The organism is Arthrobacter sp. StoSoilB22 (assembly GCF_019977315.1).
GTDB lineage: Bacteria > Actinomycetota > Actinomycetes > Actinomycetales > Micrococcaceae > Arthrobacter.
The window spans coordinates 3,920,161-3,944,356 of the sequence record NZ_AP024652.1 but is presented as its reverse complement, the minus strand read 5'-3'; the positions used below and the strand labels follow the sequence as shown (position 1 = coordinate 3,944,356).

The window sequence follows — 24,196 nt, the reverse complement described above, 5'->3', positions numbered from 1 at the left end:
CGAACAGCCCTTGACCGGAAGCGAACGCTTTCCGAAGCGGGGCCGGTGCCTGATAATCGAGCTTGTGACTCTTGCTTCCCTCGCTGCCTTTGCCGGCCTATGCCTCGTCCTTTCCGTGACGCCAGGGCCGGACACATTCCTTGTCCTGCGCATCGCGTTGAACCGTCCCAGTGCGGGTATTGCTGCGGCGGCAGGGTCTGCGGTTGGCGCCATAGCCTGGGCTGCATTGGTGGGGGTAGGCCTCGCCGCTATCCTTGAGCAATCCGCGGAACTGTTCCGCTGGGTCAAGATCGCGGGCGGCTTGTACTTGCTGTATTTGGGCGTTTCGTCATTCATCAAATCCCGCAAGGCAGCCAAAGCCGGCGCCGACGGAACAAGCGCGGACGCGCCCCTCCCTTACAGTCGGCTTTCGGCCATGGGGGCGGGGGCGCTGTCTACGCTGCTCAACCCGAAGGTGGGCCTGTTCTACCTGGCTGTGGTCCCGCAATTCATCCCGCACGGTGGCGACACCATGGGAACCTCCCTCATCCTGGGTGTAGTGGTGGCTGTCATCGCCTTCGCCTATCTGTCGATGATCGCCGTCGTCGCGTTCAAGGCGATGAGGTGGCTCAAGCGTCCCAAGGTGAGTACCGTCGTCGAGCGTGTCAGCAGCGGTGTGATCGCCGGGCTGGGTGTGGGCGCTGTGGCTTCCGGCGCGACCAGCTGAATTTACTGTGCGAATTCAAATTCAAGCTGGATTTTTGGATCCACGCTCGCGATGACTCCAGAGTAAAAAGCCTGGGCCTGCTCCCGGAGAGCACCGTCATTTTGAGAGATGTACTTCTGCTTGTTGTCGTCGCTGAGAATGTTGGTGATCATGCGGGTTTGGACCGCTGCCGGTGTTAGCCAGCTGAGCGCTTCACTGCTTTCCAGCGGATCTTCGAACACGGGATCTTCGTAACCAATCCCGATGAATTCGGGGATGGTCACCCGGTATGAGTCTTTACCGGTGGGTTCGATTTTCACCTTTGACCCGTCGATGCCAAGTTTTGCGTCGAACTTGTACTGGATCAGCGTGGTCTTCTCGCTGGCAGGTACAACCACTCCGAGGATTTCGCCTGAACTTTCGTGCCGTGCCACCCCCTCAATGTGCAGGCTGACCAAAGCAACCTCTTGCACGCGGGTGACGGACTGTTGCACCTGGGAATCGCGTTCGCTCGAGTTGCTGCCGAAGAGAGAATTGAGTGCCAGGGCATTGAGGGCGCCGGAAGCGAATATGGCGACCAATCCTGCAATAACCAAAGGGGTGACCAGGACGAGTGGCCAGAGCAGAACCCTTGCTTTGAAGAACTTCATTACTTTTTCATTCCCCGGTCTTTGATGTCGAAATGTCTTCGAAGGTGCGCGGCGGTCGACGGCAGCAACAGAGCACCGTTTCAGTCCTTTCGAACCATACAAAGGCGGACAGGTGCAGTTCGACTGTTACGTGCTCCAGAGTGCGGCGTAATGCAGTGACGCGAGTCGGGGCTACGCCGCGAGTAGCGCCAGATAGTTATCCAACTGCCCCGCAAGATCCTGCGAAAAATGTTCAGCCGGGGACAATGCCACCACGATCTGTGCGCCGAGCATCATGTTGAGCAGGTGGTCGGCGACGGCGGCGTCCCCGATAGGGGTGCTGATCTCACCGGCCGCCCGGGCTGCTGCGCAATGAGCCGTGATGGTGGCATGCCACTGGCTCATGGAATCGCTGTGGAGTGCTGCCATGTCAGCATCGTTCAGCGCCTTCTGCCAGAACGGAATCACGATGCGGGCTTCGTTGACGCGTTCTTCATCCAGCGGCAGGACTTCGGCGCAGAACGCGCGGAGGGCCGCCACTCCTGAGAGTCCATCCGTCATGGTGGCGATGCGCTGGTTGGTGCGGTTGAAGACGTGCGCGAACGCCGACGTCAGCAGGAGGTCCTTGGTGGGGAAGTAGGGCTTGAGGGCGCCGTTGGCGAAGCCTGCTTCCTCAGCGATTTCGCGCATGGTTGCACCTTCCATGCCCAGCCTCGCGATGATCCGCCAAGTCGCGTCCACTAGTTCGAGGCGTCGTTGATCGTGGTCAACAATCTTTGGCATTGGGCGGGCTCCCGGGAAAATAATCGGCGAAAAGGTCTTGTGACCCATCTTACGTTTTGGTTATTCTCTACATCTATAGAAAATAAATCCCGACCGTTCCAGGTCCCGGACAAGAGGCAGCCATGACGCTTACATCATCTGAGACAGCAACAGACGCCGTCGCCATTGTGGAAACGCAGTACGCCCTGGCAACGGGCGCCGAGATCTCTGAGGTCCAGGGAATCCTGCAGGCCGCCGGACACCTAGGCGCCGAGAAGCGCATCGCCTATCTGGGACTGGTGGACCCGGCCCGAGGCCAGTCAGAGCAGGACCGCCGTTTCCGCGTCTTCCTCCACGACATCTCCGGAGGCGCCCCCACTGACGTCCTCGTCTCCGTGACCCGCGGCGAGATCCTCTCCTCCATAGAGCTCGACACCAAGGTCTCCGGCGAACTCCCTGTCCTGGAGGAGGAATTCGAAGTGGTGGAGACACTCCTCGCCACCGATGAGCGGTGGCTCGCCGCCCTCGATGCCCGGGACCTGGACGTCACCAAGGTCCGTGTTGCTCCGCTGTCCGCTGGCGTCTTTGAGTATGAAGAAGAACGCGGCCGTCGCATCCTGCGTGGCCTCGCCTTCGTTCAGGATTTCCCGGAGGACAGTGCTTGGGCACACCCCGTGGATGGACTCGTAGCCTACGTGGACGTGGTCAACAAGGAAGTCACCCAGGTCATCGATCTGGGCGTCATGCCGATCCCGGCAGAGCACGGAAACTACACGGATCCTGAACTGACTGGACCGCTCCGCACCACGCAAAAGCCCATCAGCATCACCCAGCCGGAGGGCCCCAGTTTCACCGTCACAGGTGGCAACCACGTCGAATGGGAAAAGTGGAGCGTGGACGTCGGCTTCGATGTCCGCGAAGGTGTTGTCCTCCACAACCTTGCCTTCCAGGACGGTGACCGGCTCAGGCCCATCATCAACCGCGCCTCCATCGCCGAAATGGTGGTTCCCTACGGCGATCCTTCGCCCATCAGGTCCTGGCAGAACTACTTCGACACCGGCGAGTACCTGGTGGGCCAGTACGCCAACTCTTTGGAACTGGGCTGCGACTGCCTGGGCGACATCACCTACCTCAGCCCTGTCATCAGCGACGCCTTCGGCAACCCCCGCGAAATCCGCAACGGCATCTGCATGCACGAGGAAGACTGGGGCATCCTCTCCAAGCACTCAGACCTGTGGACCGGCATCAATTACACCCGCCGCAACCGCCGCCTGGTGATCTCCTTCTTCACCACTATCGGCAACTACGACTACGGCTTCTACTGGTACCTCTACTTGGACGGCACCATCGAATTCGAAGCCAAGGCCACCGGCGTCGTCTTCACCAGCGCGTTCCCGGAAGGCGGCTCGGACAACATCTCCCAACTCGCCCCGGGCCTCGGTGCCCCCTTCCACCAGCACCTCTTCAGCGCGCGCCTGGACATGGCCATTGACGGCTTCACCAACCGCGTGGAGGAAGAAGACGTAGTCCGCCAGGCCATGGGCGCAGGCAACGAGCGCGGCAACGCGTTCTCCCGCAAGCGCACACTCCTGACCAAAGAATCCGAAGGCGTCCGGGAAGCCGACGCCCGTGCAGGCCGCACCTGGATCATCTCCAACCCGGAATCAAAAAACCGTCTGGGTGAGCCGGTCGGCTACAAACTCCATGCCCAGAACCAGCCCACGCTGCTGGCCGATCCCGGTTCGTCCATCGCCAAGCGCGCAGCGTTCGCCACCAAGGACGTGTGGGTCACCCGCTACGCCGACGAGGAACGCTACCCCACGGGCGACTTCGTGAATCAACACTCCGGCGGCGCCGGCTTGCCGGCTTACATTGCCCAGGACCGCGACATTGACGGTCAGGACATCGTCCTTTGGCACACCTTCGGCCTCACGCATTTCCCGCGCGTGGAGGACTGGCCCATCATGCCCGTGGATACCGTCGGCTTCAAACTCCGGCCGGAAGGCTTCTTTGACCGCAGCCCGGTTCTGGACGTGCCGGCCAGCGCCTCGGGTTCTAGCTGCCACAGCACAGGCGCGGCAGCCGAATCAGAAGAGCACAGCCAGCCCGCCGGGCACTGCCACTAGAACCGCTCCGGGACACACAATGACCACGACGGCGGGACGGGTCCGGTCAGCCGGGCCCGTCCTGCACCCCCGGATCTGCGCAGCGCTCACGGCAGTCTCGTGCCTGGTGCACCTCTGGCTCGCAGCCTCGGGACACCACGGTGCCTGGCTGGGCGTCCTCATGATCGCCTTGGCCGCCATCTGCGTCCCGTGCACAGTCCATATCTGGCGCCACAGCCGGGTGGGCGCACTCCATCAAGTGACCATCTCCGCATTGGCAATGGTGGGACTCCATGCCGTCCTGCTGCTTGGAGCGGGAGGTGCCGGACACGTCCACGGCGGCAGGCCGACGTCGAACGCTGTTGATACCTCCGGCGCGGCCGGATTGTTGCTGGTTATCGGGCTGGAAATCACGACGGCGTTACTCGCCGCCACGCTGGTGGCGCGCCTGAGGCGTCGGGTGGCAGGCTGACCCACACCTGCCGCCGAAGTGGCCCATCTTCGCAGGAGCAAAGCCCGCTATTCAGCCTCAAGGAGCATGCCGGGGAACCAAAGAAGGGCCAAAGGGGCCAGGCCTTGTTGCTGCGGCCGATGTTGATGCGGGGCATGGTGGGCACCGAAAGTGTGACAGCGGCCGCCAATTGTTAGAGTCGGTCAGTGCGCGCAGTAGTTTTTGATGAGGTCCGGACCCAGCCCGACGTGAGGGAAGTCGCCAAACCCCAGGCTCCCGCGGGAGGTGTGGTGGTGAGAGTGTTGGCAACAGGCATGTGCCGCAGCGACTGGCATGCCTGGGCCGGCCACGATGACATCGCCATGCCCCATGTGCCTGGCCATGAGCTCGCCGGTGTGATCGACGCCGTCGGCGAAGGCGTTCAGCGCTGGAAGGTGGGCGACCGCGTCACCGTCCCTTTCGTCTGCGGGTGCGGAACCTGCGAATGGTGCCTGGCCGGCGAGGCGCAGGTGTGCCCGGACCAACAGCAGCCCGGCTTCACCCACTGGGGATCGTTCGCCGAGTTTGTGGCCCTGCACGCTGCGGACAGCAACTTGGTTGCCATTCCTGACGGTGTTGAGTTCACGACGGCGGCAAGCCTCGGCTGCCGCTTCGCCACGGCATACCGTGCGCTGGCAGCCCGTGCCCAGGTGAAGGCCGGCGAGTGGGTGACCGTGGTGGGCGCCGGCGGCGTAGGGCTGAGCGCTGTGATGATCGCTAAGGCCATGGGAGCAAAGGTCATTGCCGTGGACCGGAACCCCCAGGCCCTGGCTGTTGCCGAGCGATTGGGTGCCGACCATACTGTGCTCGCTGATGGTGCGGACATCCCGGCCGCAGTCAACGCCCTCTCCGGCGGAGGCAGCCACGTGGCGGTGGACGCCGTCGGAAGTGAACAGACCTGTGCCGACGCGATCTTGAGCCTTCGCAGGCGGGGCCGGCACGTCCAGATCGGTTTGCTGCCGTCAGTCGACGGTAACCCGCAAGTACCCATGGCGCGTGTGATCGGCTGGGAGTTGGACCTCTTGGGCAGTCACGGTATGGCCGCCGTGGACTATCCGGGCATGATGGCGCTCATTGAACAGGGCGCGCTCCAGCCACAGCTGCTGATCGAACGCACCATTGGCTTGGAAGACGCCGCTGCACTGTTGCCCGGGTTCGACCAAGCCAACCCCGCTGGCATGACCATGATTGACCCTGCCCTCTAACTGCTCGCGGGCACCCAACTAAGTAGCAGCAGAGCGCGTTTTGAGCGCTCAAAACGCGCACGAATGCGACCTACTTGGGTGCGTCCGCGGGGCGGTTCCGGTACGCGGCGAGGAAATGGTCGATCCGGCGCACCGCTTCCTCAATGTCCTCCGTAGCCGGCAGGATCACAAACCGGAAATGGTCCGGCGTGGGCCAATTGAAGGCCGTTCCGTGCGAGACCAGGATTTTCTGTTCCTGCAGGAGTTGGAGGACGAACTTCTCGTCTGAGGCAATCGGGTAGATCTCGGGATCCAAGCGAGGAAACAGGTACATGGCACCCGCTGCGGGAACGCAACTGACGCCCGGGATCGAGGTGAGGAGCTTCCACGCCAGGTCCCGCTGGTCGCGGAGCCTTCCGCCAGGACGGATGAGCGCTTCGATGCTTTGGTACCCACCCAGGCAGGTCTGGATTGCGTGCTGGGCCGGAACGTTCGCACACAACCGCAATGAGGCCAGCAGTTCCAAGGACTCCCGGTAAGCAGCGGTTGCCGTTCGGGGGCCGGTAACAGCAACCCAACCTGCCCGGTATCCGGGCATGCGGTACGCCTTGGACAACCCGCTGAAGGTCAAGACGCAGACGTCCTCCGCCACCGAGGCCATGTGAATATGGGGGGCATCGACGTAGCGGATCTTCTCGTAAATCTCATCCGAGAACAGAACGAGGTCATGCTTACGGGCCAGGTCCGCGAACTGTTCCAGAATGTGCCGGGGGTAGACGGCGCCGGTGGGGTTGTTCGGATTGATGATCACAATGCCCTTGGTGCGCGGGGTGATCTTGGCTTCGACGTCCGCCATGTCCGGCCACCAGTTCTCCTCCTCATCGCACAAATAGTGCACCGGGTTTCCGCCAGTCAGGGTCACCGCTGCGGTCCACAGAGGGTAATCGGGCGCCGGGATGAGGATTTCGTCGCCGTTCTCCATGAACGCCTGTAGGGTCATGGAGATGAGCTCGCTGACGCCGTTGCCAACAAAGACATCCTCGACGCCGATCGTCATCAGTCCGCGCGTCTGGTAGTACTGCGAGATGGCGGTGCGGGCGGAGAAAATGCCCTTGGAGTCGCTGTAACCCTGCGCACCGCGAAGGTGATGGATCATATCCACCACAACAGACTCCGGGGCCTCCAGTCCAAACGGTGCCGTGTCACCCAGATTCATTTTGAGAATGCGGTGCCCCTCGGCCTCCATGGCCTTGGCCGCTTGGAGGATGGGCCCACGGAGTTCGTAGCGGACATTCTGAAGTTTGCTGGAGTGCTGCATCGGACGCATGGTTGATCTTTTCATGGCAGCGGCCCGGGTGAGCAAACTGTTCCGGAATCAGACCCAGCGTATGACCACGGGAAGGCGCCGGGTGCTTGCCGAAACTTCCCGTTCAGTGCCGTCCACAGCAACAGCGAAGTGCTGAACATCGTCCGCTGAAGCGAGGACCTCAAAGTGCCCGGTCGCGTCACTGACGGCGGCAGTAGCCGATGAATGCGCGTGGATGTAGGCGTCGGAGATGCCCTTGTTGTGGCCATCCACCAGTCGTCCCCGGATGCGGCGCCCGGCAGCCGCGTTGCCCACTGCCGCCTGGGCGGGCGGATCCGACGGTTCCTCGAAGCGGAGGGATACAGGGATGCAGACCAGAAAGCCCAGCCCCTGCCCGATTGCGCCGGCATACTCCTCATGCCGGAGCTCGCCGTCGGACACCACTGAGTACTGGCCATGGAGTTCCACGGCCAGAAGCAGTTGCTCCATGTTGTCCAACTGCTCAGGGCCGTGGCATTCAACGGCCACCTTCAGCTCGAGGTCCAGTGCCGGGCCGTCGCGGCGTGACCGCCCAACCCTGTTGAGGGTTACGGCGCGTACGGTGACCGGAGCGTCGGGTGGCGGAACGACGGCGGTGGGGGACCCGTCGTCGAACCTTACGTGTTGAGGGGCGACGGCGTTGGAAAGTACCCCCAGGAGGTCGGACAGCGACGATTGCACATGGCCCACGGAAGAACCCCACCCGGACGGAGATCCACTAATTCAACTGGAACAAGGCTACTCCCGGAGATGCCCGTAGCGCACGGCGCATGCCCGGGTTTTTGCACAGATAATGCCCCTAAAGCCGCCGCAGGAGGGCATTATCTGTACAAAATTCAGGAGAGGCCGGGGACGCGATCGTTGATGGTGAACGACTTCTTGGTGCTGACCGGGGCGCCCGGCGTGGTGACGTAGTCCAGCACACGGAAGTCGGCGGTCATGGCCTCCTTGGTAATGCGCGTGTTCACGAAGCCGCGGTTGTCGTTGTAGAACTTCAGGTGCGGGTTCCAGGCCATGGTGGGGTCGGTGGTGGATCCTGTGCCGTCACCCGTGGAGGTAATGGACGAGCACACCAGTTCTGTTCCTACCACCGCTGCGGCAGGGTCTTTGTAGTCCACTTTGAGGTTGGTGGCCCAGTGGCGGTGAACGTCGCCGGTGAGTACGACGGCGTTGCGCACCTTGGCGTCCAACCAGCCTTGGGTGATCCTGCGGCGGGAAGCGGCATAGCCGTCCCAGCCGTCCATGGAGACGTCGTCGATGTTCGGCGCCTTGTCGCGGTCCCGTTCGGCGAAGAAGACCTGCTGGCCCAGGATGTCCCAGCGTTGCGTGGAGTTCTTGAATCCGTCCAGCAGCCACTTTTCCTGCTCAGCACCGGTGATGGTGCGGTTCTCGTCCAGACGCTCGGCCACGTTCTTCTTCCAGCCGTCCCCGGCGAGCTGGTCGTCCCGGTACTGGCGGGTGTCCATCATGTGGAAGTTGGCCAGCTGGCCCCACTGGATGGTGCGGTAGATCTTCATGTCGTATCCAGCCGGAACCGATGACGCGCGCAGCGGCATGTTTTCGTAGTACGCCTGGAAGGCTGCGGAGCGGCGCTGCCGGAAGTGCTCCGTGGTGTCGTTGAGCTGGCCGGGGTCGCTGTTCTCGGGGATCTCGTCCGCCCAGTTGTTGTCCACCTCGTGGTCATCCCACACCACCAGCCAAGGCGCGATTGCGTGCGCAGCCTGCAGATCGGCATCGGCCTTGTATTGGGCGTGCCGCTGGCGGTAACCCGCCAGACTGACTGTCTCCGGGCCCTCATGATCACGGGGGTTGCCGCCGCCGATCACGTAGCTGTCCTTTTTGTACTCGTAGAGGTAGTCGCCGAGGTGCAGCACCAGATCCGGGTGGTCTTCGGCCAGCCGCTTGTACGCGGTGAAGTAGCCGTGCTCGTACTGTGCGCAGCTGGCGAATGCCATGGCCAGCGCAGCAGGGGTCTCGCCGGGTGCGGGGCTTGTCAGGGTGCGGCCAACTTCACTCAGGTGCCGTCCTGTCCGGAAGCGGTAGAAGTACTCCCGGCCGGGTCGGAGACCTTTGAGTTCTACGTGCACCGAGTGGGCGGTTTCGATTCTGGCATGTTCGACGCCGCGGGCTACTACCCGGCGCATCGCCGGATCTTCTGCGACTTCCCAGGCGACGGCGACGTTGCGGGAGGGCATGCCGCCCAAGCCATCTTCGGCCACGGGGTTCACTGCCAGCCGGGTCCAGATCACAAAGCCGTCGGGCCACGGCTCGCCCGATGCGATGCCAAGCGTGAACGGATGGGTGCGGAGACCGGCGTCGTCCGCTGTTGAAACCGCTACGGCGGGACTGGCGACGGCGGTGCCAGGCAGGGCGGCGACGAGTCCGGCCCCGAGGCTGGCGGTGATGAGGGATCGGCGGGAGATGTTTTCCATACGACCGAGCCTAGGAAGCCCGGGTTGACTGGATTCAAGGGAGACGTGAATGAGTGGTTAATTGTGTGACAAAAGGTGTAACTCCGGGTTGGGGTGGAGGAAGGCTCGTCTATGCTCAGTTCATGACTACGGGGGAGAGCCGTCAGCGGCCCGGAGTGGTGACGTTCTCAGTGGTGCTGATGTACATCGGCGGCATCGCGCAAATCCTCTTGGGAATCCTGACAATTTTCCTGCGCTACACCCCGGAAGCCCAATCCGGCGGCATTGCTTTGCCCATCACGCTGCTGGGTGCAGGCATGATCCTGTTCGGCTTGTTGGTGATCGGTCTGGCCTCCGGAGTGGCGCGGGGAAGCGAAGCAGCCCGTCGCGGCGCCACAGCAGTCATGCTGCTCGGACTGGCTTTTGCCGTGCTGGACCTCATTATTGCCGCGGACGGAGATTGGTCCGCTGTGATCTCACAATCCATCGCAACGGTGGCTGTGCTGGTGCCGCTGTGGGCAGGCCGGGGACGCCGCTACTTCGAGACGCGCTGATGTAGTGCTTCCTGGGCATCCCGGTAGGCAACACGGCGGTGAACGAAGCGGACAACCTCGATCAGTGCGATGCAGGCAACGGATGTTCCCAGGATCAGTACTGCCGTGGGCAGCGTCGGATCCGTGAATTGCAGGAAGTCACGGGCAATCGGCACCGAATAGACCAGAACAAGCCCGATCATCATGGCGCCGATGACCATCCCCTTGAAACGGGTGACGGGACGTGAGAGCACCACCAGAATCCAGATGCCGATGATCGCCAGGATGAGTGTGGACCCGGTCCGGATCTCCCCTTCCGGAATTTGCATGTTCGCTGCGAGCCGCGCGTAGGAGGCAAGCCCCAAAGTTACGGAGACTCCCGCAGGGACGGCGAAAGTGAGTGAGCGCCGCAGGAAACCGGGAACGTAGCGCTGAGCATTGGGCAGCAGCGCCAGGAAGAAGGCAGGAATGCCGATGGTCAGGCCGTCAGTCACGCTCAGCTGACGCGGAAGGAACGGGAACGGCAGCAGCAGGATTCCGAACGCGATGGCAAGGAAGGTGGCGTACGCGGTTTTAGTCAGGAACAGCATGGAGACGCGCTCAATGTTGGCAATGACCTGACGGCCCTCGGCAACCACGCTGGGCAGGTGCGAGAACTTGCCGTCAAGGAGCACCAGCCGGGCCACCGCTTTGGTGGCGGCGGCACCGGAATTCATGGCCACACCAATATCGGCTTCCTTGATGGCCAAGGCATCGTTGACGCCGTCGCCGGTCATGGCAACCGTGCGGCCCGCACCCTTCAGCGCAACGACGATCCTTTTCTTCTGGTCTGGAGTCACCCGGCCAAAGACCACGTTGTTGTTGATGACTTCCAGCAAATCGTGGTCGTCGTCGGGCAATTCGCGGGCATCAAAGCCGTGAGGTGCATCCAGCCCCACTTCCCGGGCGATCGCGGCCACCGTTTGTGGGTTGTCACCGGAAATGATCCGGACATCCACATCCTGTGCTGCGAAATACGTGAGTGTCTCCGCAGCGTCGGGACGGATATTCTCCTTGAACGTCAGGAGGACCACTGGGACAGCATCTGGCGGAACAGTCTCGTCGTCGGTGGGTGTGCCGTGGGCAAGGACCAGCGTGCGCCGGCCGGTGGTTGCCAACTCCGCGGCTTGGGTGGCAAGTTGCCGCTTCACGGGATCGCTGGAGTCGCGGTCCGGGAACACCATTTCCGGGCCGCCCAGGATCCACATCCCGTCCTCGAAAATCACCGCGCTCCATTTGCGGGCGGACGAGAAGGGCACCCGGTCAAGTGGGAGGCTGGCTGGCTCGTTGAAGTGGCCGGCGAGGCTGCGGGCCGTTGCGTTCGCATCTTTCTGCACGCCATACCAGGACAGCACCGACTCCCAACCAGGACGGGCGGTGAGCGGGTGCGCGTCGTCGAAAACGATGTCGCCCTGGGTGAGTGTCCCGGTCTTGTCGAGGCAAATGATATCCACCCGGGCAAGTCCTTCCACCGCGGGCAGCTCCTGCACCAGCACCTGCTGGCGGGCCAGCTTTACCGCCCCCACAGCGAAGGTGATGCTGGTCATCAGCACCAGCCCCAGTGGGACCATGGCGACGACGGCGGCAATAGTCGCCGTCGCTGCGTCCCGCCACGCTCCACTTGCCGAGGCCTCTGCCCACCCGCCCTGGGCAATCATCTGTGCGTTCAGAACCAATAACGCCACGGGACCGACGAACCAGGTGACCCATTTCAGGACGCGGTCGATCGAGGAGCGGAGCTCGGACGCTACAAGGGAGAATCGTTTGGCTTCCGCGGCGAGCGAGTTGGCGAAGGAATCTGCGCCCACCCGATCCACCACCGCTGACCCTTCACCGGCGACCACCACAGAGCCGGACAACACGCGATCCCCGATTTCCTTCTCCACGGCATCGGATTCGCCTGTCAGCATGGATTCGTCCACTTGGAGTCCGCGTGATCCAGACACCAAACCGTCCGCCGGCACCTGGTCTCCGGCCCTCAGGACGAGGGTGTCGTCCAGCACAACGTCATCGAGGGCGATCTCTGCCTCTGATCCATCACGCATTACCCGGGCATGCGGCGCGTTTAGGAGCGCCAGTCGGTCCAACGCACGCTTGGCCCGGTACTCCTGGACACTGCCGATCACGGCGTTGGCGATGGCGCTGAAACCGAAGAGGGCATCCTGCCAGCGGCCGATCGCGAACAGAACAATGAAGCAGGCCAGGATGATGCCGTTGAACAGGGTGAGCACGTTGGCGCGGACGATGCTCCAGACGCTGCGGCTGGTGTCTTGGACGAACGCGTTGGTTTGCCCCGCGGCCACCCTCTCGGCGACCTCGGCAGTGCTCAGGCCTTGCACGGCAGATCCGACGAGCCGGACGGCCGCCCCTGGTTCATCCTTCGCGTTTTCCGGCACTCAGGCCCCCGTTGTTGAGTCGGTCCAAGGAGATGAGACAGTCCATGGATGAGTTGGAGCGATGGTGTTGAGTATGCCAGTCGTCAGGCGGTGAAGGCGAGATCCTTCGCGTGCAGCCTGTGGAGGAGCGGTTCGCCCCGGGCCACCCGACGGGCTTCTTGGATGGTGCTGACAGCCATGCGTTCCAACTCCGTTCCCAGCGAACCCGCCAGATGTGGTGTCAGCAGCACGTTGGGATGTGTGTAGAAGCCGGAGTCAGCCGGAAGCACCCAGGGGGTGGTCACGTCCAGTACGGCGTAAAGGTCTCCCTGCTCAATGCGACGAAGGAGTGCGTCCTGGTCCACCAGTTCCCCGCGGGCTGTGTTGATGAAGGTGGCTCCGGGTTTGAGGCCGGCTACAAGCCCTTCGTGGACCAGATTGAGGGTGGACGGGAGCGACGGCGCGTGGAGGCTCACGACGTCACAACCCGCTACCAGCTCTTCCAGGCTGAGACGTTCGACGCCGAGGACGGCCGCCTCGGCGTCGTCCAGGAAGGGATCGGCCACCACGATCTGAAGGTCGTAGGCCTTAAGCAGGCGGATTACATGCCTGCCGATCCTGGAGGCCCCGATGATGCCTACTCGCTTGCCGAAGTTGCCCATGTCCGGAAACACCAGGTCCGGCTCGATTTCGACCTTCTCGGTGTGGAGCTTGCGGGCGATCTGCAGGACTCTCTTGTTGGCCAGCAGGATCATGGCCACCGTGTATTCGGCAACCGGAATGGAGTTGGCGTCCGCGGCCGTGCTGATGTGGATGCCACGCTCCCAGCACTCATCGCTGACGTGATGCTTGACCGTACCTCCGGCGTGGAGGACGTGGGTCAAACGCGGGGCCGCGGTCAGGGCAACGGAGTCCAGCTTCGGGCAACCCCAGCCGGTGATGAGGATGTCCGTCTCCGCGAGGAGCTCCAGTGAACGCGACGACGTGAAATCCTCCATGGGCTCCGGGCTGAGCAGCCGCAGTCCACGGGGCAGGGACTCCAGCCTACGGGAGGGGAAGACCCGGGATACGACGCCGGGACCCATGGCCAGTGCGACGTTCAGCTCGGTGGTGGTCACTTGACGCTCCCTGCGGTGAGGCCGGACTTCCAGAAACGCTGCAGCATGATGAATGCCACCAGCAGCGGAATGATGGACAACAGCGAACCCGTGATGACCATGGGCGTGAATTCGGGCTGCGGTACCGAGTAGCCCTGCCAGATGGAGATGCCGACGCTGACGGGCAGCAGTTGCTGGTCCTGGAGCATCACCAAGGGGAGCATGAAGTTGTTCCACACCCCCACGAACTGGAAAAGGGCGATGGTGATGTAGCCCGGCATCATCATGGGCAAGCCCAGCGAGAAGAAGGACCGGATGGGTCCGGCCCCGTCCATGCGCGCGGCTTCAAGGGTTTCGGCCGGAACGTAGCTGGCGGAGTAAATCCGGGCCAGGTACACGCCGAAGGGGTTGCAAAGGACCGGGATGAGGACTGCCCAGATGGTGTTGGTCATGCCCACCAGGGATGCCAGGAGGTACATGGGCAGCACTGTGGCCGTGTTGGGAATCAGGACACCCACCAGGACGAAACCGAACAGCGAGTCCTTCCAGCGGAAGTGGAATTTGTCGAACGCATAGCCGGCCATGACCGAAATCAGGCTGCCCAGTACAGCGCCAACACCGGCATACATCACGGAGTTGGCCAGCCAGCGGAAGAACAGGCCGCCATCCTGATTGGCCACGTTGGCGATGTTCTCGAACAAGGAGAAGTTGCCCAAGGCATAGGCGCTGGTGCCATACAGGTCTGCAGCGTTCTTGGTGGAAGCGAACACCAGCCACAGGACCGGTACCACCATGTAGGCGGAGCCGATGATCAGGAGCCCGTGGACGGTGAGCTTGCTGGCGAAGCCGCCCCCGCGGTTGGAACTGCCGCGGTTGGAACGGGGTCCGGTGCGGCGGTGAGCTTGTTCGGAAGGAGCTGTGCCGTGTGGGCGGGAGAGTGTTGAGGCGCTCATGATTTGTTCATCCTGGAGCTTAGGCGGGTGACGGCCAGGGACAGTACTGCTGCCAGCCCGGCGATGATGATGGAGGCAGCCGCGGCCTGGTTGAGGTTGTGGCGGATGAAGGCCGCGTCATAGGCCCAGAGGTTGGGAACCCAGGTACTGGTGACTGATGCTGTGGCCTTGGAGATGATGGACGGTTCCGTGAACAACTGCAGGGTTCCGATGATGGTGAAGAGCATGATGACACTCAATGCCGGAAGGATCAGCGGGAACTTGATGCTGATGGCAGCGCGGATTTCGCCGGCACCGTCCACGCGGGCGGCTTCCAGGATTTCGCGGGGAACTGCCTGCAAAGCGGTGAACAGGATGATGACGTTGTAACCGGTCCATTCCCAGACCCCGATGTTCACGATGGACGGAAGGACCAAGTGCGCGTCGAGGAAGTTGACCTGGATCCCGCCGCCTTGGAGAGCCTGGACCAGCGGGCTGATACCAGGGGTGTAGAGGTAGGCCCAAATGAGGGCGGCGATGACGCCGGGGACTGCGTGGGGAAGAAATACCAGGAGCTGGAAGAGCTTGCGCGCCTTGGCCACCGTTGCGTCCAGGAGGAGGGCGAAGACCACTGCGCCGCCCACCATGCAGGGAATGTAGATCAGGCAGTACAAGCCAAGGCGGGCGATGCCTTCCACAAACGTTTCGGACTGGAAGACCTGCGCATAGTTCTCGAGTCCTACGAAGACCGTCTTGGCTTCACCGAAGCCCAGCCCGGACTTTTGCTGCGAGTGGAAACTCAGCACCAGGGAGTAGATCACCGGTGCGATCATGGCGATCGCGAAGACCGCGAAGAAGGGAACCAGGAACAGTGCGGCAGTCCTTCCGCCGGTTCCCGCCAGTGCGCGGCCTTGGCGGCGCACTGTGGTGGTGAGGGCCTGGGTGGCCATGGGATTCTCCTAGCTGGGAGGGGGCCTCATCATGAGGCCCCCTGCCTGTGTGGCTACTCGGTGAGTGGCTCTTCGGTGACGGAGTTACTCTGTGACGGACAGACCGGCCTGCTTCAGACTTGCCACGGTGGCGTCCTGGGCAGTATCGACGGCGTCACGGATGGTGCCGCCGGTGGTCAGCTTGCCGTAGGCGTCTTTGAGGGCGGTGTTGGTGATGTCCCAGTTGGGACCCCACTGCCAGCCCGGGGTGATGGTGCCGTACGCCTTGTTGAAGACCTCATAGATGTCGTTGCCGAAGTAGCTGGCGTCATAGGCCTTCTGTGCCACCGGAGTCAGGCCCGGGAAGGCCAGGAACGCGGAGCCGGTGTTGCCACGGGCCTTAATGGCTTCCTGGCTGCTGGTGAGGAACTCTACAAACTTGGCGGCCGCTGCCGGGTTCTTGCTGCTCTTGGTCACGTTGAAGCTGGATCCGCCGTAAAAGGCACCGGACTCCTCGCCCCAGGTGGGCAGTTCTGCAGCGATCCACTGGCCCTTCTGGCCGCTGGCTTCGGTGCGCTTCTGGATACCGGTTGCGCTCCAGTTGGCACCGAGGACACCAACTACGTTGCTGTTGGCCAGGTCCAAACTCCACTCGTCACTGTAGGCCTGGCTGACCTTGACGATCTTCTGGTCAATGAGCTTCTGCCAGTAGGAGGCAACCTTCTGCGTCGCTTCATCATTGACGCCCACCTTCCAGCTGTCGCCTTCGGTTCCGAACCACTTGGCACCTGCCTGCCAGGCCAAGCCGGCGCTCGCCGCTACCTCGTTGGGGTTGAAGCTGGCCAGGTAGGAGTCGGGCGCTACGGCCTTGAGCTTTTTGCCGGCTTCTTCGAATTCATCCCAGGTCTTGGGGACCTCGACGCCGGCCTTCGCCAGCATGTCTTGGCGATACCACATGAGCATGGGGGCTGCGTCGTATGGAAGCGCATAGGTCTTCTCACCGAACTGGACCAAAGCCTTGGTCTCGTCCGTGAGTTTGTCCACAGTTTCGGCCTTGTTGATCAGGCCATCGAGCGGGATCACCTGGCTGTTGCTGACGAACTGGGGCAGCTGCGGGTATTCGATGGTGGCTACGTCCGGGCCGTTGCCTGCCGTGATGGCGGTGGAGAGCTTTGCGTAACCACCGTTGGCACCGTTGGGAATGGTTTCGAAGCTGACCTTGATCTTGTCCTGGCTGGCGTTGAACGCTTCAGCCACTTTGTCCATGCCTGCCAACGAGGACCAGAAGGTGATGGAACCTGAAGGGTCTTCCGTGGGTGTGGGCGCTGCCGCAGGGGTGGGGCCGGTGCCGCAGGCGGCCAGCAACAGAGTGCTGGCAGCCAAGCCAGCTACTCCGGCAAAGAGATGACGACGCTTCATGGTGTTCTCCTTTGAAGACTTGAGATGCGAAGAAGGGTTGTGTGGTTGGGGCCACATGCGATGGATCCATGTAACCGCGCCACTTCGAACATCTACAAGATTTCAAACATTTTCGAACATGGGCAAGATGCGAATGTGTCGAAATTCATCAGTTCAGCCGGTCATGTCTGTGGCAAATTCTGTTTGAACGAACAGAAATGCTGGACGCTGTCAGCTCCGCGCTGCTATGAATTCTGGACACCCGAAACGGCGACTACTGAAAAGTCATTACCTAAGAACAGGGATTCCCATGAAGAAATCGAACATCAGCAGACGGTCAGTCCTGCAAGTAGGCGGAGCAGCGTCGCTCGCCGCGGCCATCGGGCTGGCAGCCGGCCAACCGGCGTCGGCGTCCGGCCTCCTGGGGTCCAAGCCAAAGGCGACGGAAATCCTGGACCTGGGTCCCGCCGTCGTACAGTTCTCCTTGATGAGCGGCTTGCTGGTTGGCGACGTTCTTTACATCGGTTCCCGTAACCTGGAGCCCGTCCGGATTATTGCCTTCCACCTCCCCACCGGGAAGGTCATTGGCCAGACCGAAATCAGCAACGGGCACTCCATTCAGACCCTGGCCGCCGACGCTTCCGGCCGGTACCTCTACGCCGGTGTCCTGCAGAAGTCCACAGGCGTGCTGCCCAACCTGTTCCGCTGGGACCTGAACAGTCTCGGCACCAAGGCTACGGCGATCGGCTACATCGGAGACCGGGACGTCCGGGACCTCAGCGTTGCGCCCAACGGTCGCCTCTATATTGTGGGTGGCGGCAGCCCGACGCCGCCTGCACTGTGGGAGTTCGACCCCGCCACCGGGCAGATCACCAGCCTGGGAATCCCCGACGCCGGTGCCACCCTCGCCCGTGCGGTGGCCGCCACCGACTCCACGATCTTCTTCGGGGCAGGCAGCACGCTCAATGGTGGAAGCGGCGCAAGCCGGGCCTGCTTGTTCGCTTATGACCGCGCTGCCAAGACCTTCACCAATGTCACTCCGGTCGAAATGCTGAAGGATCCCAGCATCCGCGATCTTGGCATCGTGGGAGACAAGCTGATGGTGAGCTCTGCCGGTTCCCTGGAGAACTCCAAGATTGCTGCTGTGAGTCTCAGCAACCCGAAAACCTACGTGCAAACCCTCTCCGAGGGGAAGACAGCCAAGAACTTTGCGGCCATTGGCGACAAAGTGTACTTCGCCAACGAAACCGGGCTGATTGCTTATAGCTTGTCCGCCAACGCGATCTCGGCGGTGCCGTACCAAGGGCCTTCACTGGGGGAGATCTGGGGTGTCGACGCCAAGGGCGGCAAGGTGTTGGTCACCTCGGGCTACGGCTTCGTGGCGGAGATCGACCCCGCAACCGGCAGCACCACGACCACCGACCTCGGCGAAGCCGGCGCACCCGCTGATCCGCAATCCGTCATGGGAATCGCGGCGGGCGCGGGCTACGTCTATGTGGGAGGCAACGGCGTCATTGCACGCCGCTCGCTACGGACCGGGCAAGTCAACAACATGAACGCCCCGGGAGAGGCGAAAGACGCGATCGTGGTCAACGGCGCCCTGTACACCGGGCAATACAGCGGCCAGGGCATCTGGAGCTACGACCCCCGGAACGGAAAGCCGATCACGCAGGTGGCAACGTTCCCTGCCGAACAGAACCGTCCCCTGGACGTCTGCTGGGACGAGCGCAACGAACTGGTCCTCGTGGCGGCGCAAGCGGACACCGAGGGCGGCGGCTCACTATGGACCTATGATCCCCGGACGGGCAAGAAGGGATTCTTCCTGAACCCGATCGACAACGTGCAGTTGCTCCGGGCGGTGGCGTCCCGCGACGGCGTGGCCTACTTGGGCGGCGGCAATCCAAATCTCGATGGCGCAGGAACCGTAGTGGCATTCAACCCTGTGGCAGGGAAGGAATCGTGGCGACTGGATGCCGGCGACGGTGCGGGCATCGCAGCCCTCGCCGTGCAGGGCAAGTACCTCTACGGTGTGACGCGCAAGGGTGGCCTTTTTGTCATAGACCTACCCAAACGCAAGGTTGTTCACCGTTCGGACATCACCTCGGTCAGCTACGGCTTCGCGGCCCTGGTCACCAACCGCGGTGCGGTGTACGGCGTTTCCAACACCCACGTCTTCCGCTTCGACCCGAAGACCTTCGAAGTAGCCACCGTGGTGGCTGATATCGACGGCGCCTGGTACAGCGGCTCGCACATCAACAATGACGAGGACGGCTACCTCTACACCATGCGGGGACGAAACCTCGTGCGGATCAACGACCACCCACGGCGGTAGGTGCCCGGCGTTGAGGGGCCCGCTTTGCGCTCTCTGGCGAGTATTTACCGCGCAGAGCAGGCCCCTCAACGCACGTGCATACGGTCACCTATGCTTGTTTGAACATCAGGACTCCGGAGAGGGTGGGCATGCTTAGCAGCGAACGCCACGAGAAGATTCTGCGTGAGCTTGAAATGAGGGGAACCCTCACCGTCAATGGCTTTGCGGAGAAGATCGGCCTGTCCACCATGACCATCCGCCGGGACCTGACGCAGCTCGCTGCCCAAGGACTGCTGCGCCGGGTCCACGGCGGTGCGGTTCCCGTCCCCTCTGAACGGCAGGGCGACACCGTTCACAGGAGATCCCGTCAGCCGCTCGCGACCCTCGGCCTTATTGTCCCGACCACCGGCTACTACTTTCCTGAGATCATCCGCGGCGCGGAATCAGCCGCGAGGGAATTAAACGCCCGGCTGATTCTGGGGGTCAGCAACTACTCCGCCGAGGATGAGCAACGGCAGCTCCAACGCATGGTGGCCAACTCCGTGGACGGGATACTGTTGGCCACCGCCGGGTCTCTTGAACCCGGATCTCCAACGTTCGAGCTGCTGTCCGGGCTGCGAATCCCCGTAGTTCTCGTGGAACGTTCAAGCCGGGTGTTTGAATCCGTGATGTCCGATCACAGTTATGGAGCCGAGCTTGCCCTCGAGCACCTCGCATCCCTGGGCCACCGCAGGATTGGACTTGCCATCGCCACCAGCCCCACAGCGCCGTGGCTCCGTGAAAGCCACGAACGCATGGTGGCCAAGCTAGGGCTCGAAACTGATGCGCCCATCATGGAATACGTCCGGTCAGTGGTGGGGGCAGGCAACAACCAAAAGGAGTTCGCGAAATTCCTCAAAGACTGCCGCCGCACTGAGACGCGCGCGGCCCTGGTGCTTCCGGACGAGGAAGCCATCACCCTGATCAACCTCGCCGAGGAATCGGGGCTTGACGTCCCCGAGGACCTGGCGATCGTGGCCTATGACGACGAGGTGGCGGACCTCGCCCCGGTACCCCTGACCTCCATCGCCCCGCCGAAGCGGGACGTAGGCCATGCTGCCGTCGCCATGTGCATGGAGCGCCTCGCGGGCAAAACCGGCTCCGCCGTGTCACCTGCACTCCGCCGCGTGAGCCTGGCGCCGAAGCTGATTATTCGGGAGTCCACCGTGCCGGGGGAGGACGCGGAGTAGGGGTTTGCTCTGAGAAATGTCAGTGGCCGCAAATAGGTTTGCGTGCATGACTGATGCCTTTCACGGTCGAACCTTTTCTATATGCGGGCTTTTGCCGACGCATGGCCGGACCCAATTGTGCAACAAGTTGTTGCACAATTGCCGTGGGGGCACGTCACCGAACTTTTGGACAAGGCAGACACTCGACAGCATCGGGATTGGTACGCGGCTGCCGCAGTTGACCACGGCTGGTCTCGCAACGTCCTGCTGAACATGATCATGAACCGGACGTTGGAAAGGACAGGCGCGGCGCCGTCGAACTTTGTCCAACGGCTTGTTGGACAAGATTCCGACCTGGCCCAGCAGGTAGCCAAGGACCCCTATAGCTTCGAATTTCTCGGCCTGTCGGGGGAAGTCGCCGAACGGGATCTGGAACTGGCCCTTACCAGCCGAATCGCCGAAACTCTGAGGGAACTCGGGCCGGGATTCTCGTTCGTTGGCCGACGACCGCAGCGTCAGGTGCAGCCTCGGGCGGTCAATCTCACCCATGGCAGTTGCCGCCTATACATACGACAAGCTCCCCGCCTCCGAACAGCAAGCCCTGCCCAACGAAGGCCACCTGGTGGCTGCCCTCGAATGGGCAGAACCTGACGAGGCACAGGCCGAGCCCACTTAGGCGGTAACGCCAACAATTGCCCGCTAAGAACCTGCTGCATGCAGCTCCTGCGCCGAGCGCCACGCGTGCCGGTAGTACTCGGCATGAGCCAGCTTTGCGGCGGCGTCCTCATCGATGATCACCGTGGCCTGCGGATGCTGTTGAACCACAGAGCCGGGCACCGCCGAGGAAACGGGCCCTTCCAAAGCCGCCGCAACGGCCTGGGCTTTGTGAGCTCCGAAGGCCAGCAGCACCAACTGCCTGGCACGGAGGATGGTGCCCAGGCCTTGGGTGATGCAGTGGGTGGGAACCTCCTCAAGGGACCCGAAAAAGCGGGCATTGTCCTTGCGTGTTTGTTCGGCCAGCGCCTTTATTCGGGTCGCCGATGCCAAGGATGAGCCGGGCTCGTTGAAACCCACATGGCCGTTGGAACCGATGCCGAGAATTTGGATGTCGATGCCCCCGGCCTCCGTGATCATCGCTTCGTACTCCGTGCCGGCCAGGGTGACGTCCGGGCCCGTACCTCTGGGCGTGAACACGTGATTCGGATTCAATCCCAAAGGCTCCACCACCTCGCGGGTGATCACGGAGCGGTAGCTCTCGGGGTGCTGCGGTGGGACGCCGAGGTACTCGTCCAAGGCGAAGCCACGCACGCCGGAAACATCGATCCGGTCATCGCGGACTGCCCGCGCCAATGCGGCGTAGGTGGACAGAGGGGTGGATCCGGTGGCGAGGCCAAGCACGGTGCCCGGGTTCGTGATGATCTGCTTTGCGAAGATCGACGCCGCCACTCTTCCAGCCTCGGCTTGGTCGCGGACAATGATGATTTCTGCCATGGGTTTCCTTAACTTCGAGCGTGCTTACAGCCGGGACGGCAGCGCACGTGCAGTCCCTCGGGATGTTCCATCCAGCGTTTCAGCCGAGGACCCGGAATTCCATCATCCGAACAAATTCAGACATTCCGCTTGCCTGCTGCATCGGTTCTGCCAGGGCTATTTGGGCTTCTTGTCCTTCTTCTCTTTCTTTTCCTTCTTGAGCTTCCCTTCAGGGGATAAGTCATCAATCCGGACCAGATTGGGCCCCTGCAAGGTGTAGAGCAGTCCGTCTTCGTCTGCCGTGATGTGTGGGCCGCTGTACCAGCCGCCGTTGATTGCGGCCACCACCACTGTGACCTCGAACGTGGTGGGATCGATGCTGAAGACTGTGGTGTCGGAGACTCCGTAGACCTTCTCCTCAGTGGCCACCAAGGCGCCGAAATCAGTGCACACCGCGCTGAGGTCTCCGGTGTGGACCACCTGCCTTGTGGTGAGATCCACGACGAACAGGCCGGCCGCCTTCCGGGACATTCCAAAAAGGTAGTTGCCGTGGATGGCCAGGGCGGCGATGCCCTGGGTCTGTCCGGGATCCAGACGCCACAGCTCCTGGTTCGCCACCGGGTCCCAGGCCACCACGGTGCTCCTGGGGCCGGTGGCGTAGATGTTGTCGCCACCCAGATAAGCCACACCGTCCTTGGTTGCCACGGCGCGGACCATCTGGAGGGCGTCAATCGGGTTGACCTTGGTGATGACCTGCGTGGTGGAAGGTTTGTAGGCGGCGAAGCAGCCACCACCGCCGGTATCGTTCTGCGCTCCGGCTATGACGAGGCCGTTGACTGCATCCCAACAGACATCCAAGGGCCGGTTCTGTCCGGGGGGAAGCGCGGCCACCTGGTAGGGAAGCTGCCCGGTGGCGGGATCGTAGGCGTAGATTCCCCGGGAGTTGTACTGGCCCGTGTAGAGGATTCCGCCCACGATCACGGCGTCCTTGGCTTCGCCGGTTGCGCGGAGATAGGACACCTGGTCCGTGGCCAGTTGGTGACGGGCAATGGTTCCGGTGCCGCCCACATAAACGTCCCCGGCGCCCGCAGCGAGGCCCATGCACAGCTGAGGCCCGCCTGGCGCTCCGGCCTGGGTGAGGTCGTGTTTGACGGCTGTCTTCGCCACGGGATCGATCTTGATGACGTCGTAAGAGGAGACCGTGAGTGCCTTGTTGCCATAGACATCCAGGCCCCACATAGCGCCAACATCTTCCGTGAGGATCTGGGTGATCTTCTTGGTGACCATGTTGTAGGACCACACGCCCGGCTCCTTGACGAAGAACACGTCGTTGCCCAACTGCCTGAACATGACGCCAGTCTTGGCGATGACGGCGTACTGGGCATGGTTGGCCAAGTTGATCAGCACGGACTTCCCGGGCCCCTTGACCCCGACTCCGAGCTGCCCGTTCAGCACGCTCAATGAAGTCACTGAGACACCCGTGGCAACGTCCGCCGGGAGGATATTCGTGGACGTCTTGGTGGTGCGATCGAACGCGAAGAGGCGTGCCGGGCTGGAGCCATTGCCACCGCCCAGAGTGCTCCCAGTACCGAAATACACGTGGCTGGCAGTGGCAGCCACAGCCTGGGCAATGGTGGCTCCAAGGTCCGGGATTCCCCAGCTGGTCATGGCGTTCGTGGAGGGATCGTATTCCCACAGGGAGGGAGCATCGGTGGTTTGTCCGCCACCGGCGAGGTAGACCTTTCCATCAGGGGCCACGGCCAGGGCCCGGATATCACGGTCGCCCGTTTCGCCGACGCCCACTGCAGGAACGTTCGGTGTGCTGAGGTCCCAGCGGTAGAGGTTCGGCTTTCCGTCAACCCCGTCACGCAGCACGCCTGCGTACAGGTAGCGTCCGGTGGAGTCAGCGGCCAGGGCCTGAATGCTGTACCCGGAGCCGAGGTCTGTCCGTGACGTGATGGTGCCTGTGGGGAGGTGGTATCCAATCACCCGTACCGGGTTCAGGTTGCGGGACCCGATGTAGACGGTGTCGCCCACCAGCAGCGAGCTCATCAGGGAAAACTGAACGACGGCGGGTCCAAGGTCGGTGATCTGCGGGCTGCCTGCGGTTTGTTTCTTCGGTGCGGCCTGGGCGGCACCGGAGGACATTGCTGACAGTGCTACGGCGAGTCCGCCGATGCCCCCGGTCTGCAGCAACTGACGACGATTGATGGCGAAAGTGGACATGGAAGATCTCCTCATTGAGTGTCCCGTGGGGTGTTTCCAAAAGCGGTATTCGTGCTGTGGGGGACGT

General features: G+C 62.5%; 20 protein-coding genes and 1 pseudogene. 9 read left to right on the top strand and 12 right to left on the bottom strand.

Going from position 1 to position 24,196, the window contains the following annotated elements:
- Positions 1-64: 64 nt before the first annotated feature.
- Positions 65-706, top strand: a complete 642-nt coding sequence (locus LDN70_RS18270; RefSeq protein ID WP_223941039.1) for a LysE family translocator — start codon at positions 65-67, stop codon at positions 704-706.
- A 2-nt stretch (positions 707-708) separates the two neighbouring features.
- Here the strand turns inward: LDN70_RS18270 and LDN70_RS18265 are convergent, their stop codons facing one another.
- Both LDN70_RS18265 and LDN70_RS18260 read right to left on the bottom strand, forming a co-directional pair.
- Positions 709-1,335, bottom strand: coding sequence for a DUF4230 domain-containing protein (locus LDN70_RS18265; protein ID WP_223941038.1), 627 nt, complete (start codon positions 1,333-1,335; stop codon positions 709-711).
- 171 nt (positions 1,336-1,506) lie between these two features.
- Entirely contained in the window at positions 1,507-2,097 is a 591-nt protein-coding gene (locus LDN70_RS18260) for a TetR/AcrR family transcriptional regulator (RefSeq protein WP_142937800.1), read from the bottom strand.
- Positions 2,098-2,219: 122 nt separating this feature from the next.
- Here LDN70_RS18260 and LDN70_RS18255 point away from each other — a divergent pair, with 122 nt between their 5' ends.
- The 3 genes from LDN70_RS18255 (at position 2,220) to LDN70_RS18245 (ending at position 5,876) form a co-directional block, all read left to right on the top strand.
- Positions 2,220-4,202, top strand: a complete 1,983-nt coding sequence (locus LDN70_RS18255; RefSeq protein ID WP_223941037.1) for a primary-amine oxidase — start codon at positions 2,220-2,222, stop codon at positions 4,200-4,202.
- Positions 4,203-4,221: 19 nt separating this feature from the next.
- Positions 4,222-4,653, top strand: coding sequence for a hypothetical protein (locus LDN70_RS18250; protein WP_223941036.1), 432 nt, complete (start codon positions 4,222-4,224; stop codon positions 4,651-4,653).
- 185 nt (positions 4,654-4,838) lie between these two features.
- Positions 4,839-5,876 carry a zinc-dependent alcohol dehydrogenase family protein gene (locus LDN70_RS18245; protein ID WP_166842226.1) on the top strand — a complete coding sequence of 346 codons (1,038 nt, stop codon included), beginning with the start codon at positions 4,839-4,841 and terminating at the stop codon, positions 5,874-5,876.
- 70 nt (positions 5,877-5,946) lie between these two features.
- Here LDN70_RS18245 and LDN70_RS18240 read toward each other — a convergent pair whose 3' ends face one another.
- The 3 genes from LDN70_RS18240 to LDN70_RS18230 all read right to left on the bottom strand — a co-directional run bounded on the left by LDN70_RS18240 (position 5,947) and on the right by LDN70_RS18230 (position 9,632).
- Positions 5,947-7,182, bottom strand: coding sequence for a pyridoxal phosphate-dependent aminotransferase (locus LDN70_RS18240; protein ID WP_223941035.1), 1,236 nt, complete (start codon positions 7,180-7,182; stop codon positions 5,947-5,949).
- Positions 7,183-7,230: 48 nt separating this feature from the next.
- Positions 7,231-7,890 carry a hypothetical protein gene (locus LDN70_RS18235; protein WP_223941034.1) on the bottom strand — a complete coding sequence of 220 codons (660 nt, stop codon included), beginning with the start codon at positions 7,888-7,890 and terminating at the stop codon, positions 7,231-7,233.
- Positions 7,891-8,036: 146 nt separating this feature from the next.
- Entirely contained in the window at positions 8,037-9,632 is a 1,596-nt protein-coding gene (locus tag LDN70_RS18230; RefSeq protein ID WP_223941033.1) for an alkaline phosphatase D family protein, read from the bottom strand.
- A gap of 122 nt (positions 9,633-9,754) precedes the next feature.
- Here LDN70_RS18230 and LDN70_RS18225 point away from each other — a divergent pair, with 122 nt between their 5' ends.
- A complete protein-coding gene (locus tag LDN70_RS18225) occupies positions 9,755-10,165 on the top strand; it encodes a hypothetical protein (protein ID WP_223941032.1) in 411 nt (136 codons plus the stop codon).
- Here LDN70_RS18225 and LDN70_RS18220 read toward each other — a convergent pair.
- The 5 genes from LDN70_RS18220 to LDN70_RS18200 form a co-directional block, all read right to left on the bottom strand.
- Positions 10,147-12,579: an HAD-IC family P-type ATPase gene (locus LDN70_RS18220; protein WP_223941031.1), complete on the bottom strand. Its 2,433-nt coding sequence runs from the start codon at positions 12,577-12,579 to the stop codon at positions 10,147-10,149. The two genes, LDN70_RS18225 and LDN70_RS18220, sit on opposite strands and share 19 nt — an antisense overlap.
- Positions 12,580-12,662: 83 nt before the next feature.
- On the bottom strand, positions 12,663-13,676 hold the full coding sequence (locus LDN70_RS18215) for a hydroxyacid dehydrogenase (protein ID WP_223941030.1): 1,014 nt from the start codon (positions 13,674-13,676) through the stop codon (positions 12,663-12,665).
- A complete protein-coding gene (locus LDN70_RS18210; RefSeq protein WP_223941029.1) occupies positions 13,673-14,608 on the bottom strand; it encodes a carbohydrate ABC transporter permease in 936 nt (311 codons plus the stop codon). Before LDN70_RS18210 ends, LDN70_RS18215 begins: the two co-directional genes overlap by 4 nt.
- On the bottom strand, positions 14,605-15,537 hold the full coding sequence (locus LDN70_RS18205) for a carbohydrate ABC transporter permease (protein ID WP_223941028.1): 933 nt from the start codon (positions 15,535-15,537) through the stop codon (positions 14,605-14,607). Before LDN70_RS18205 ends, LDN70_RS18210 begins: the two co-directional genes overlap by 4 nt.
- Before the next feature lie 84 nt (positions 15,538-15,621).
- On the bottom strand, positions 15,622-16,935 hold the full coding sequence (locus LDN70_RS18200; protein WP_223941027.1) for an ABC transporter substrate-binding protein: 1,314 nt from the start codon (positions 16,933-16,935) through the stop codon (positions 15,622-15,624).
- A 289-nt stretch (positions 16,936-17,224) separates the two neighbouring features.
- On the opposite strand from LDN70_RS18200, the gene LDN70_RS18195 reads away from it, so the two are divergent.
- The 4 genes and pseudogenes from LDN70_RS18195 (at position 17,225) to LDN70_RS21180 (ending at position 21,109) form a co-directional block, all read left to right on the top strand.
- On the top strand, positions 17,225-19,246 hold the full coding sequence (locus LDN70_RS18195) for an outer membrane protein assembly factor BamB family protein (protein WP_223941026.1): 2,022 nt from the start codon (positions 17,225-17,227) through the stop codon (positions 19,244-19,246).
- A gap of 128 nt (positions 19,247-19,374) precedes the next feature.
- Positions 19,375-20,454 carry a substrate-binding domain-containing protein gene (locus LDN70_RS18190; RefSeq protein ID WP_223941025.1) on the top strand — a complete coding sequence of 360 codons (1,080 nt, stop codon included), beginning with the start codon at positions 19,375-19,377 and terminating at the stop codon, positions 20,452-20,454.
- Positions 20,455-20,535: 81 nt separating this feature from the next.
- Positions 20,536-20,895, top strand: a pseudogene (locus LDN70_RS18185) (DUF1016 N-terminal domain-containing protein); the annotation flags it as partial.
- Positions 20,896-20,980: 85 nt separating this feature from the next.
- Positions 20,981-21,109, top strand: coding sequence for a hypothetical protein (locus LDN70_RS21180; RefSeq protein ID WP_286198889.1), 129 nt, complete (start codon positions 20,981-20,983; stop codon positions 21,107-21,109).
- A gap of 23 nt (positions 21,110-21,132) precedes the next feature.
- Here the strand turns inward: LDN70_RS21180 and LDN70_RS18180 are convergent, their stop codons facing one another.
- Positions 21,133-21,924: a glucosamine-6-phosphate deaminase gene (locus tag LDN70_RS18180; protein ID WP_223941024.1), complete on the bottom strand. Its 792-nt coding sequence runs from the start codon at positions 21,922-21,924 to the stop codon at positions 21,133-21,135.
- A gap of 156 nt (positions 21,925-22,080) precedes the next feature.
- Positions 22,081-24,129: an NHL repeat-containing protein gene (locus LDN70_RS18175; protein WP_223941023.1), complete on the bottom strand. Its 2,049-nt coding sequence runs from the start codon at positions 24,127-24,129 to the stop codon at positions 22,081-22,083.
- Positions 24,130-24,196: the final 67 nt, after the last annotated feature.

Coding starts and splice junctions, on each gene's coding strand:
- LDN70_RS18255 (WP_223941037.1), top strand. CDS start 2,220: ATGACGCTTACATCATCTGAGACAGCAACAGACGCCGTCGCCATTGTG.
- LDN70_RS18240 (WP_223941035.1), bottom strand. CDS start 7,182: ATGCGTCCGATGCAGCACTCCAGCAAACTTCAGAATGTCCGCTACGAA.
- LDN70_RS18200 (WP_223941027.1), bottom strand. CDS start 16,935: ATGAAGCGTCGTCATCTCTTTGCCGGAGTAGCTGGCTTGGCTGCCAGC.
- LDN70_RS18230 (WP_223941033.1), bottom strand. CDS start 9,632: ATGGAAAACATCTCCCGCCGATCCCTCATCACCGCCAGCCTCGGGGCC.
- LDN70_RS18205 (WP_223941028.1), bottom strand. CDS start 15,537: ATGGCCACCCAGGCCCTCACCACCACAGTGCGCCGCCAAGGCCGCGCA.
- LDN70_RS21180 (WP_286198889.1), top strand. CDS start 20,981: ATGGCAGTTGCCGCCTATACATACGACAAGCTCCCCGCCTCCGAACAG.
- LDN70_RS18210 (WP_223941029.1), bottom strand. CDS start 14,608: ATGAGCGCCTCAACACTCTCCCGCCCACACGGCACAGCTCCTTCCGAA.
- LDN70_RS18250 (WP_223941036.1), top strand. CDS start 4,222: ATGACCACGACGGCGGGACGGGTCCGGTCAGCCGGGCCCGTCCTGCAC.
- LDN70_RS18195 (WP_223941026.1), top strand. CDS start 17,225: ATGAAGAAATCGAACATCAGCAGACGGTCAGTCCTGCAAGTAGGCGGA.
- LDN70_RS18225 (WP_223941032.1), top strand. CDS start 9,755: ATGACTACGGGGGAGAGCCGTCAGCGGCCCGGAGTGGTGACGTTCTCA.
- LDN70_RS18190 (WP_223941025.1), top strand. CDS start 19,375: ATGCTTAGCAGCGAACGCCACGAGAAGATTCTGCGTGAGCTTGAAATG.
- LDN70_RS18260 (WP_142937800.1), bottom strand. CDS start 2,097: ATGCCAAAGATTGTTGACCACGATCAACGACGCCTCGAACTAGTGGAC.
- LDN70_RS18265 (WP_223941038.1), bottom strand. CDS start 1,335: ATGAAGTTCTTCAAAGCAAGGGTTCTGCTCTGGCCACTCGTCCTGGTC.
- LDN70_RS18180 (WP_223941024.1), bottom strand. CDS start 21,924: ATGGCAGAAATCATCATTGTCCGCGACCAAGCCGAGGCTGGAAGAGTG.
- LDN70_RS18175 (WP_223941023.1), bottom strand. CDS start 24,129: ATGTCCACTTTCGCCATCAATCGTCGTCAGTTGCTGCAGACCGGGGGC.